Genomic DNA, 11074 nt, shown 5'->3' on the forward strand with positions numbered 1-11074 from the left:
TAACTGGTTGCGTGAACGTATCGAGCAGCGGTTTGGCATTACATTATCCCCCACGCTGGTGCGGTTTGTGCTGCAAATGGTGCATCAGGAAAGTCTGTTTTTCGCCTTACCGTTTTTTCTTGCCGTCACTAGCTGGAACCACGGCCAGGCTGTTTTCACTGCACTGATTATGCTGTGTGCATTAATCTCGCTGATTGATCCGCTGTACTACAAAAAGCTGGCACCACGGCGTACCTTATTTGTGGTATTTCATGCCTTTTCACTGTTCGTTGTGCTACTGGTAATTTTGCCGATACTGTTGCAACTGACCACCAGTGAAAGTTTAGCCACTGCCATGGCAATCGCCGTGGTACTGAGCTTCCCAAGCCTGGGCAGCTTGCTGCCAAACGGTTATTGGTGGCGTATGCCGGTAACAATGCTATTACTGGCCGCATTGTGCGCTGGTCTATGGCAGTTGCGTAGCTATGTGCCGCCAGCGGCACTACGTTTAACCACTGTCGCCTTGTCACACGAAGTGGATTACCAGCAACGCAAACCCGGCCCCGGTATAAAACAGCTGGATGCCGCCACGCTGCACCGCCAGGGGCTGTTTAGTTTTACCGCTGTCAAAGCACCGCGCGGGCTAAACGAAAAGATTTACCATGTCTGGCTGCAAAACGGCAAAGTGGTTGATCGTATCTTGCTCGACATTAGTGGCGGGCGGGAACAAGGCTACCGCGCCTGGACCCATAAACAGAATTTCCCGGCTAATGCCGAAGGCCACTGGCAGGTTAAAGTGGTGACAGAGTCCGAACAACTGATTGGCCTGACCCGTTTTACTGTCACGCCGCCGTTGGCTCAATAGCCGGCGGCACTTTCACCGGTTGACGGCAATGGGCTTTTAACAGCCGCAGCAGCTCCTGTTCACGCGCCTGCAACTGCTTACCTTGCTCCTGCGTGTAAGGCTGGCGTAATTGCCGGCGGATCTCCCGTCGCTCTGCATTTAGTTTTTGGCATTCTTGCTGACTAAACTGCGGTAGCGCCAATATGTCAGCACTGGTTATCAGCAACCAAACTGTTGCTATTATCCACTTGCTACAACTTTGCATAAGTTAAGGCCGCCCTCCGACAAACTTTTACTTTATTAGCTAAGCATAATAATGCTGCCGTGAACAAACGCTGGCGATTATATTTGAACAAACCATCCGCAACATTATTGACTGCAATACTGCAGCTACAGTAACGTAGCGCAGTAACTGATGCGGGCGTCGTATAATGGTAATACCCTAGCTTCCCAAGCTAGAGCCGTGGGTTCGATTCCCATCGCCCGCTCCAGAATCACCACACTAAAATATTTTTCTGTCTTTTTGTCACACTGATTCATGCTGCCGGTACTTAGTAATGTTACCCAACATTATCTGAGGAATTAACATGAGCAACAGCAATAACAACCGCAAAAAACAACCCGGCTTCTGGACATATTTCGCTATCAGCATGTCGATCGTTATTGCCGTGATGGCGGCAAATTTCAGCGCAAAAGCGCAAACACCACACGACAGCTTTACCGTGGAAGTAATAGGCAGTGGCAAGCCAGTACTGATGATCCCGGGGCTAATGTCTGATGCCAGGGTCTGGCGCCCAACGGCCGCAACGCTGGCAGATAACTACCAGCTACACCTGATCAGCCTTGCCGGCTTCGCTGGTACGCCCGCTGTCGATGGCGAACATTTACCCAAGGTAAAACAACAACTGCTGCAATATATTGACCAGCAGCAGTTACAACGCCCGGCGGTTGTGGGGCACAGCCTGGGCGCATTTATGGCATTTTATCTGGCCAGCAGTAATCCGGAGAAAATAGGCACAGTTGTCGCAGTGGACGGCTTGCCTTATCTGGCCCCGGTATTCAGCGGCAATAATAATGTTACTGTAGACCAGGTTAAACCACAGGCTGACGATTTCAGGCAGCAATACCGCAATATGACTGCCGAACAACTGGCAGCGATAACAGCGCAAGGTATCGGGCGTCAGGCCATATCAGCACAGCACCAGCAGCAAGTTATTGCTATGGCAAAAGCATCTGACGCTAGTGTTGTCGGCCAGGCTTTGTATGAGCTACTTACTACAGACTTGCGTCAGGATGTTGGCAAAATAACCAGTAAAGTCGTACTGTTAGGTGCAAGCGGTGCCTTAGCAGATGACACCGCACGTGATAATGCCAGGCAGCTATACCAACAGCAAGTGGCGAACATAGCCAAAGCGACCGTTAACTTTAACCCGGCAGCGCGGCATTTTATTATGCTGGACGACCCCAAGTGGTTAACCGCACAGATACTCAGCGCTTTACAGGAGTAAAGGCAGATGAGCATAACAATAACAGAACAATTGCTGATGCCTGATGTGGCTGCGGCACAAAATGGCGATATTCATGCTTTTGAACGCTTGGTTTCATGCTGTCAGCGCAGTGTAAGTAGTATCGCTTTGGCCATAGTGAAAGATCTGGATGCCAGCGAAGATATTACTCAACAAGTGTTTATTCATATCTGGCAGCAGCTGAATACGCTACAAAACCCGGCCAGCTTTTTACCCTGGGTACGGCAGATCACACGCTACCGGGCATTTAACTATCTGCGTGATAACAAAGTAGCTTTGCGTACAGAGGGAGATGACACAGATACCCTGCTCGACACATTCAGCACCAGCACTGAGCTGTCTGACGACCTGGCCCGTGCACAACAAAATCAGATTATGGCTGAGTTCATCAGCCAGTTACCTGAAGATAGCCGCGAAATTGTGCTGCTGTTTTACCGGGAAGAACAAAACAGCCAGCAAGTTGCCGCTTTACTTGGGCTAAGCGAAGCCAATGTTCGCAAAAAACTGCAACGGGTACGCACACTGTTAAAAGAGCAGTTGCTGGCTAAATATGGCAAGTTAATTCTGACCACGGCACCTGGTCTGGGGTTAACAACAGCTATCTGCACTGCGCTCAGTGCAATAAGCCCACCGGTTGCCGCTGCGACAGCGGCTAGCGCTGCCAGCACAAGCAGTGGCTTGAGCAAGTTTGCGGCTTTATTGGGCGGCGCTATGCTGGGCGCCGTTGTGGCGGTGGTTGCAGTGATAGGAGGTATGCACCAGCCAATAAAACGAGCTACAGATCAAAAAGTAAAACAGCGCCTGATAACGCTACGTAACAAAGCAGTGATCTGGGTAGTAAGCTGTGGTCTATTGCTAACTGCAAGTTACGAGCTGACAAGCGGTGCGTTGGCACCTGTTTTAGCTTTTGCCGTATTTATCAGCGGCCTGGCCATACTCAACATCAGCGTGTGGCAACTGCTAAGCCCGCAATTTAAACAGCAAGGGCAGCGGGTTTATTACACCAATTTATTCTGGTGTATTTTTGGTACTGTGGCAGGTTATGGTGGCGGTTTTGCTGGCGTTATTATTGGCCTAATTAACAGCGGCCGCCTGTAAAAGCAGGCAGCCGCCAGGCGTGTTAACCCCGGATTGACCATAAACGTCGGAGATCGCGCAGCACTTCCCACAGCGGAAACATGGCTGTAATCACTAAGCCGGTTACTGCTGCCCGTTCCAAATGCTGCAATTCAAACACTTTCTGCCAGGCTCCCGGGTCAAGATTTAACAAAGGGTCCACCGTTGCCAGCAGCAGTATGGCGATGCCAAAAGCAGCATTCAGCAACACATTGGCAATCAACATTTGCTTATTCCACAGCCGCTGCCGAAGCTGCCAAAGGCTGTTAGCAATGCCCATAAGTGGCAATGGGCTGGCCCATTTCAACAATTGATGCGCACTGTCGGTCAGCAGAAACCGGCTCACTTCCAGTTGCTCGGCCGACAGCCATAACGGGTGCCAAATCACTATTAGCAAAAACAGGTACGTTGCCAAATCAGTAAAAATATCCTGCAACGGTATATGCTGCCATCCCGGGCCGGCTTCGGGTAATAGCTCCGGCTGCCAGTTTTGCTGGCACTGGCGTTCCTGAGCCGGGCTGTAGCGCGACATCAGCCAGAATGCGACCGTGATACTGGTAAAACCCAGCACCACATCCTCGATAAAACCACTGGCCAGGCTGTGTAAATAGCCAATCAGCCCCATCTGGCTGCTAAGCCAGGCCGATGTACTGTCCACAACCTGCAGTAAAAACAGTATGCCCAGCACCATAAATAAGGTGTGTTTGTATAACCGCAAATAACTTTGGCTGATAAGCGGCTGGGGTGGCACAAACTGTTCGGCAACGGCGCGGGGGTGGCCCATTTGTTTTAACACCGCAGCGATATCAAACTCCGTCAGCTGGCCTTTTTGTTCTTGCAGTGCGTCCAGCTGATCCATGATATTGGCATGTAACTCACGGCCTATTTCGTCACGTTTAGTGTCGGGTAACTCACGCTGCACTGCAGCAATATAACGTTTAACCAATTCCATTATTGTTGCTCCTCAGTTGTACCACCCAGCAGCATTGCCAGTGCTGAGTTAAGGTGTTGCCACTCATCTGTCAGCTGTGCCAGCAATGTGCTGCCCAGCTCTGATAACTGGTAATAACGCCGCTCACGCCCTTCGCCCTGTTGCCATTCACTGTCCAGTAAGCCTTGATCAGCCAGGCGGCGGATCAACGGGTACAGCGTGCCTTCGTCAATGTCGATGCCGCCATCCTGCAACTGCTTGCGCAATGAATAGCCATAGTGCGGCTGCTTAAGCGAGCCCAGCACGGCAAGCACCAGCACGCCCCGGCGCAGCTCAAGCCGCATTTTGTCTAGTTGTGCAGTGGTCATATGTTCTCCTTTATACTGTGCATCGCATACTGTGCGGCACACACCATGCAGCACATACTATGCGCCATACAGTAAATTGGCAAGTGCCATGTTCAGAAAACAACCAAAAAATTATCTAAATATCTGAAAAGTCTAAAATTAAAAATTTCATGAGGAGTATTAAGTTGGATGAAAAGCAGGCTTTTCTAAAACGTAGAGTGTTACAGCTTTAGGTTAACAAGATATGCGGAGATACAACTTGCTTACTGAGCATGGGTAACTCAGAGTCCTAACGCCCGGAAAAACTGTCAGCTTGAGCCGTTTGTTATGAGTTTTGGTTAAGCTCAATACGCGCTTCCTGCCATTGCTCCCATACGTACTCTGGATTTAGGTATGGATACCCGCGTGATTCTTCCATCTTTTCCCTTGCCGAGATTGGAAGCATCGTACATACAGCATTATCACGAATTTCAAAAACTTCATTTTCGGTTAACGGAGAACCTTTTTCTCTTTCTTTGTTTAAGAGAATCGCTACCAATGCCGGAATAGGTGTTGGCACCAGCTGCTCTTCCGGTTCTTCCGGCTTCTTTTTCTTGAAGGTGAAGGGATTATTAAACATCTGATGTTCCTACTGACTCATAACGCCCGCATTTGCGGCAAATTGGAGCGCAGCGGAAATTTGTCCGAAACATGCGCTTGTTAAGTTGCGACTATTCTAAATTAACAACATAGTTAGTTGGATGAAAAAGGCTCTGGTAATCTGGTTTCATTGCAACGGATTTTTGAAAAGCGTTTAACGCCTTTTTATGATATCCCGAACTAAAATAGCCTAGCGCAAGGCCATCATAAACCTCTGGCACTTCGGGAAAGTTTTCAGTTAAATACTTGAAGAAGAAGATTGATTCTTCAGGTTTTCCAGCACTAATTAAATTTCTACCCAAATCCGTCAACACTCGACCAATAAAAGTGTCGTATCCTTCAGCTTTATATCTAGGCTTAAACTCTTCATTAAACCTTTTCTTGCCAATTTGCTTGTACAATTTATAGGCGAAAGTCGTAGGGGGAACACGAGGTACTTCAATTTCACTCTCATGCATTAACGCCATGATTCGAGCAGAGATCTCTTCCGCTACTAAACCGTCAGTGTTAGCAAGTACGCAAACCCATATTCCACTTACGAAATTTATTTCTACTGCGGTGCTTACACCTTTACCCCCACCAAACGCAACCCATTGTGAATTATCTTTTTGTAAGTTTTTAAAAAAAGCCAATGAAGATTTGGATAAAAGTTTCCCATTGAAAAGTTTTTGATAGAACAACATTAAGTCTGTAGCAGAATAAAAACCTCCTCCGGCTGGACCTTTATGCTCTCTTTGATCCTCATCGACTAGAACTTGCTGACCGTCATAATTGAAATGATAAAGTTCAGCCATAACCTTTGGCTTTACTCCAGTTTCAAGAGATGTGGCACGCACTTTTGACATAATCATTGTTTCAACAAGCGCCCAATAATCTTTGTTGTAGGCTTTCTCTAGAATTGCGCCAAGAAGAACATAGCCCATATTTGAATACCGCCGATCACTGCCTGGTTCAAACAATAGTTTTGCATCATTCACCAACGTAATTGTCTTAGCAATAGTGTCATAAAAGCGAAAGTTTGTACGATATTCAGCATTAAAAACATCAGGTATTCCTGATGTATGTCGTAATAAATGGACAACTTTAACCTTGTTTGAAATATCACTTGGAAGACCTGAAACGTATTTGGCTAATGGTTCATCGAGCCCGATTAAACCGTCATCAACTGCTTGCAACACTAAAACAGCGGTTAAATTTTTTTGAATTGAACCTATGTCAAATAAAGTATCTGCTTGATGTTTTATACGTTCATCTAAGTTAGCGTAACCTACGGATGATTCGAAAATCTTGTCTTTATGTTCAAATACAAGCACATTCCCTGAAAACCAGCCAAGCTCTTCATATTGTTTAACTAAATTTTGAATATTACTAGCCTGACTTGCATGGCTATAGGCTGAGAATATAAACAAGAAAATGGTAAATAAAACTATCCTTAACACAAGAACTCCTTACTGAGACTTATATAGCAACTTAACGCTTATTCGGCGGAAAAATCCGTATTTAAACACGGACTTTTCCGCCTTTGTAAATTTAATGTACAGAACACTACATCGCTTCCTCAAAACTTACAATAACTTATAGGTACAACTGATATTTGCGTTTACTACAAATACGGATGAATCCGTCTAAAAGCGTTGGCGATGCCCAGATGCAGACAGGATATTTTTACAGCACCTAAACGACTATATCTGGCACTTAGCCGCCTGGGAGCAACGAATAGGAAACAGACATTAGCCGGATTAAGCCTTGAAACGGTGTCGACTTGAATGAAGTGTTAGGCTTCGTTTACGCGCGGTGGTCGTAAAGTGAAGCGCCCCACCAGTGCATATAGTCCAAAAAGGTAGGCGCCATACGCCGGTGCGGCGACTGTGAGAATGAAGTTCAATGTGAAGTAGTCGTATCCCGCCGCAAGGGCTAGTAGCTTCTGCGCAACAGCCCAAATACCAAGAGCTGCAATAAGGCCGCTGATTGGCCGGGTCCAAATTGGAGTCCTGTTAATTAGCACAGTTCTAAACATTCCTTGTTATGAGAGTTAATGCTTGTTCGGCAGGTTGCTCCGCATTTAAACACAGACTAACTTGTTTTTGTAAATTTAATGTACACTACTGAACTTGTTTAAAACTTACAGTAACCTCTTCACCAGGAAAGACGGGCTATTACACGTTTTTCATCTGCGCGCAACGAAAACGACCAGCCATTACGTTCACACAGCCGCTCTACTATGCCAAGCCCCAAACCATAGCCGTGAGGTGAGGCTTCAGTTGGTGAGTACTGTGCATCGAAGCCACTACTTAGTTGATTAGTCACTAACAGCTCGCGCTCATCAATACGGATGGTGACCGGCCCCTGGCCGGTAAGCGTGTGCTCGAATGCATTGCGCACCAGATTATTGACTGCGATAGCAAAAGCCTGCGGATGACCGTTGACGCCGGGGTTAGCGAGATAGTCGATTTCCACTTCAACCAACTTACGGCTTAGCAGGTGGCGCTGCAGCTCTACCGCGTTAGTCACCAGCGGCGTGACGAGAAACTGCTCGTGATACAAGCCGTCGTCGGTTTCACGGGCCAGGCACAAGAACATTTCAATAGTGGTCTTCATATCAAGCGTGGCACGGCGCACCCGATCCAGGGCTTTCTTATCGCTCTGTGACAGCTCGCTTTGCTCCAGCAGCTCGAGTGCGCCGGTAATAACCGTGATGGGCGTGCGCAGCTCATGACTGGCTGAACCGGTAAAGTAGCGCTCTCTGGCGACAAAGGCGCTGATACGCTCAAGCGTCTTTTCAATCGTTGCCGCAAGAACACCTACTTCATCATCGCCAAAGCGGCTGGATGCGATGCGTTTATAATCTTCAGTCGACAGATGCTCTACATCGATATCGGCAACCGCTTTGGCCAGCTGCGCCACCGGGGCGACAGCCTGGCGCATCACCAATACGCCAAGACCAAAACCCAGCACACCAAGTGTGCCGACAACACCAGTGATCACCAGCAGCAACCACCAGTCTTCTGACGATGCAGCTTCAATTCCGCTGACATCAAACACGACAAAAGCACGTTGCTGCGCATCGCCTCGCTCTATGACCGCGACATGCAGCTCTTCGGCTTCAAATTCGTACACGCCTACGGCAGGGTTGCTCTGCGCCCAGGCCCGCAGTGATGCCGGCAAGCTACCTGCGGTTTCGTAGCCGCGCATATTAGCCGGCATAACAGGGTAATTTGCTGCGGCAAGCTGCAGCTGTTGTGTCAGTACACGGTCTTCGCTTAGCCTGATGGCAGCAAAGAAAGCAAAACCCCAGACGATGCTGAGAACTGCCACGCAGATTGCAAAAGCAATGGCGACACGTTTGCGCAAACTGTGCCGGTACATTAACAACTATCCTCTGCAATCCGGTAACCGATGCGATGCACGGTATGCAGCAGCGCTCTGTCAAACGGCCGGTCAATCGCCTGGCGCAGCTTGTACATATGCGAGCGCAGCGCATCGCCATCGGGCCGCTCGTCGGCCCACAACAAGGTTTCAAGCTCATCGCGTGCCACCACCGACGGTGCCTGCTCCATAAGGCGTTGCAGTAGTTTCAGGCACGCCGGGTTAAGTTCAAGCCGCCTTCCCGCGCGATGCACCTGCAGCGTGGAGCGGTTCAGGGTCAAATCTGCCACCGTTAACAGGTTGTCGGTTTTACCGTGGCTACGTTTGTACAATGCCTGCAGCCGGGCATGCAGCTCCTGCAACGCGAATGGCTTAACCAGATAGTCATCCGCGCCGGCGGCAAAGCCTTTTAGTTTATCGTCCAGTGTATCCCGTGCGGTCAGCATCAGCACCGGCGTTTCGACTTTGGCATCCGTGCGCAGCTTGTGGCAGAAACTCAGGCCATCCATCCCCGGCAGCATCAAATCCAGCACGATAACGTCGAACGGCTGGGTTACCGCCAGGTACATCGCGCTGATACCGTCATAGGCAAAATCCAGCACAGAGCTATGCTTTTCAAGATAGGCCGCAATGTTCTCGCAGATGTCGCGGTTGTCTTCGACAATCAGCAGCCTTACCGCTGCTGCACCAAGCGCGTGTACCATAGTTGTTACCCCTTACCAGGCCCGTTACCAGCCTTTTTACCAGGCGTAGTCCAGTCGCAGGCCAATCAATGGCTCGGCTTCGCTATCGTCTTGTACCAGTACACCGCGACGGTAGTCAAACTCGGTATCGTCGCTGGACGATGCAGCCGTGACGTTAATAACATCGAGAAAAGCGGTGACATCTATCGGGCCAAAGGCGCGCCGGTAGTCAACACGCATGTTTAATATAGCGGAACTGTCTTTACGGCCGACATTCCGCTCAGTGATTTCTTTTGAGTAGCGCAGCGGCTCACCCGGCCCGAGTACATCGGCGTGGATCACAAAGTTATCATCCGGCCGGCCGGATAGGTATTTATAGCGCGCAGCCACCTTCCAGCGATCGCTGATTTCCCAGGTCAGGCCCAGCGTTGCAACATGCTTGCGGTTAAATTCCGCCGCGACATCGCCGCGCCCGTCTTTGCGATCGACAACGGCATCGTTGTAAGAATAAGTGGCACTGGCGTAAAGGCCTTCAAAGATAGTGCCGTTCACGACAATATCAACGCCGTAAGAGCTGCCATCACCTATATTGGCAAAGGTGCCGCTTGCCCGGTCCAGATCGACCACCAGATCATCCAGGCTTTGATAGTAAGCCTCAGTTAACACCGACCAATTGCTGCCCGGGAAATATTTAAACCCAATGCTGGTATGGCTGATTTTTTCCATCTTAAGCTTGTTAGACTGATTGGCGGCAAGCTCTAAATACCGGGGTGACTGATGATAAAGCCCGGCGCTGGCAAAGTATCTGACTTTTTTACCCGGCTGCCAATTGACGCTGAACCTGGGCGCAGCGACACTTTCGTCAGCAAAACCGTCCCGCTCCAACCGTAAGCCGGCACCGAAATCCCATGCACCGAATTGAAACACCTGATCGACGTAGCCGGCGTAACTGGTTTCTTTCTGCTTTATCGCCGAGTTTAAGCTGTCGGGTGTCAGCACGATGTAACGCTGCTGTGGGTCGGCTCTGAAATCATCGTCGTCATAAACAAAGCGGATCCAATCACCATCCAGCACCGTGCTGTAGTCCAGTTCAATTTGCGTTAGCCGCACACCGGCGCTGAACAGCCCCCATTTATTCACGGTCTCATAATCGCTGCGCCAGCCGATCTCCGTTTCATCTTCAGCGATGGTGATAATGTCCTCCCGCAGCGGAAAACTGGATGCCGGCGAGCCTTCGGGCACCAGATCAGGGAAGGCTTCGCCCTCTGAGCTCAACTTGTCGCTTTTACGGTAGTAAAGCTTATTGGTTAGCACCGCCTTGTCGCCGATTAATGAGCGCAAAGTCATGCCATACAAATCACTGTCTTGTTTAAAATCCAGTAGCGCCGCATCCTCAAAATTGGGCGAGGCAAACACGTGTGTGACATCGCGGATATAATCTTCCTGCGTATCGACCAGCAGAATTTCCACAGTGTGGTGCTGGTTTACCGGTATTACTGACTTGACGATGATATCTCTTAACACCGGATCGCCAATGTCCAGCTCGTCAATGGTTTCAAACAAGGAACCGAAGTCCAGCCGGCGGGCCGATACCAGCATAGTGGCATCATCTGTGATACCGGCAGGGCCGTCGTAACCGACTT

At 49.4% G+C, this 11074-nt stretch carries 11 protein-coding genes and 1 tRNA gene; 4 read left to right on the plus strand and 8 right to left on the minus strand.

What is annotated here, in order from left to right; genetic code table 11:
• Positions 1-844 (plus strand): DUF5924 family protein (locus tag VIN66_RS15535; protein ID WP_331924822.1); only part of this gene is annotated, 844 nt, incomplete at its 5' end.
• On the opposite strand, the gene VIN66_RS15540 is transcribed toward VIN66_RS15535, so the two are convergent.
• Complete coding sequence (locus VIN66_RS15540; protein ID WP_331924823.1) at positions 822-1049, minus strand: hypothetical protein; 228 nt, start codon at positions 1047-1049, stop codon at positions 822-824. The genes VIN66_RS15535 and VIN66_RS15540 overlap by 23 nt on opposite strands.
• Before the next feature lie 191 nt (positions 1050-1240).
• On the opposite strand from VIN66_RS15540, the gene VIN66_RS15545 reads away from it, so the two are divergent.
• The 3 genes from VIN66_RS15545 to VIN66_RS15555 all read left to right on the plus strand — a co-directional run bounded on the left by VIN66_RS15545 (position 1241) and on the right by VIN66_RS15555 (position 3447).
• Positions 1241-1314: transfer RNA gene (locus tag VIN66_RS15545), tRNA-Gly, on the plus strand.
• Positions 1315-1410: 96 nt separating this feature from the next.
• Positions 1411-2331, plus strand: a complete 921-nt coding sequence (locus VIN66_RS15550) for an alpha/beta hydrolase (protein ID WP_331924824.1) — start codon at positions 1411-1413, stop codon at positions 2329-2331.
• A 6-nt stretch (positions 2332-2337) separates the two neighbouring features.
• Positions 2338-3447 (plus strand): sigma-70 family RNA polymerase sigma factor, encoded by a 1110-nt coding sequence (locus VIN66_RS15555; protein ID WP_331924825.1) that lies wholly within the window; start codon positions 2338-2340, stop codon positions 3445-3447.
• Between the two features lie 22 nt (positions 3448-3469).
• Here VIN66_RS15555 and VIN66_RS15560 read toward each other — a convergent pair whose 3' ends face one another.
• The 7 genes from VIN66_RS15560 to VIN66_RS15590 all read right to left on the minus strand — a co-directional run.
• A complete protein-coding gene (locus tag VIN66_RS15560) occupies positions 3470-4417 on the minus strand; it encodes an HAAS signaling domain-containing protein (RefSeq protein WP_331924826.1) in 948 nt (315 codons plus the stop codon).
• Positions 4417-4764 (minus strand): PadR family transcriptional regulator, encoded by a 348-nt coding sequence (locus tag VIN66_RS15565; RefSeq protein WP_331924827.1) that lies wholly within the window; start codon positions 4762-4764, stop codon positions 4417-4419. Before VIN66_RS15565 ends, VIN66_RS15560 begins: the two co-directional genes overlap by 1 nt.
• A 304-nt stretch (positions 4765-5068) precedes the next feature.
• A complete protein-coding gene (locus VIN66_RS15570) occupies positions 5069-5362 on the minus strand; it encodes a hypothetical protein (protein WP_331924828.1) in 294 nt (97 codons plus the stop codon).
• Between the two features lie 91 nt (positions 5363-5453).
• The gene (locus tag VIN66_RS15575) at positions 5454-6821 is read right to left on the minus strand and encodes a serine hydrolase domain-containing protein (protein WP_331924829.1); all 1368 of its coding nucleotides are present in this window, start codon (positions 6819-6821) and stop codon (positions 5454-5456) included.
• Between the two features lie 697 nt (positions 6822-7518).
• On the minus strand, positions 7519-8748 hold the full coding sequence (locus tag VIN66_RS15580; RefSeq protein ID WP_331924830.1) for a HAMP domain-containing sensor histidine kinase: 1230 nt from the start codon (positions 8746-8748) through the stop codon (positions 7519-7521).
• The gene (locus VIN66_RS15585; protein WP_331924831.1) at positions 8748-9452 is read right to left on the minus strand and encodes a response regulator transcription factor; all 705 of its coding nucleotides are present in this window, start codon (positions 9450-9452) and stop codon (positions 8748-8750) included. Before VIN66_RS15585 ends, VIN66_RS15580 begins: the two co-directional genes overlap by 1 nt.
• A 36-nt stretch (positions 9453-9488) precedes the next feature.
• The coding region (locus VIN66_RS15590) for a TonB-dependent receptor (RefSeq protein WP_331924832.1) at positions 9489-11074 on the minus strand (1586 nt) is incomplete at its 5' end.

Origin of the sequence: Rheinheimera sp. (assembly GCF_036568245.1) — a bacterium.
Classification (GTDB): domain Bacteria; phylum Pseudomonadota; class Gammaproteobacteria; order Enterobacterales; family Alteromonadaceae; genus Alishewanella.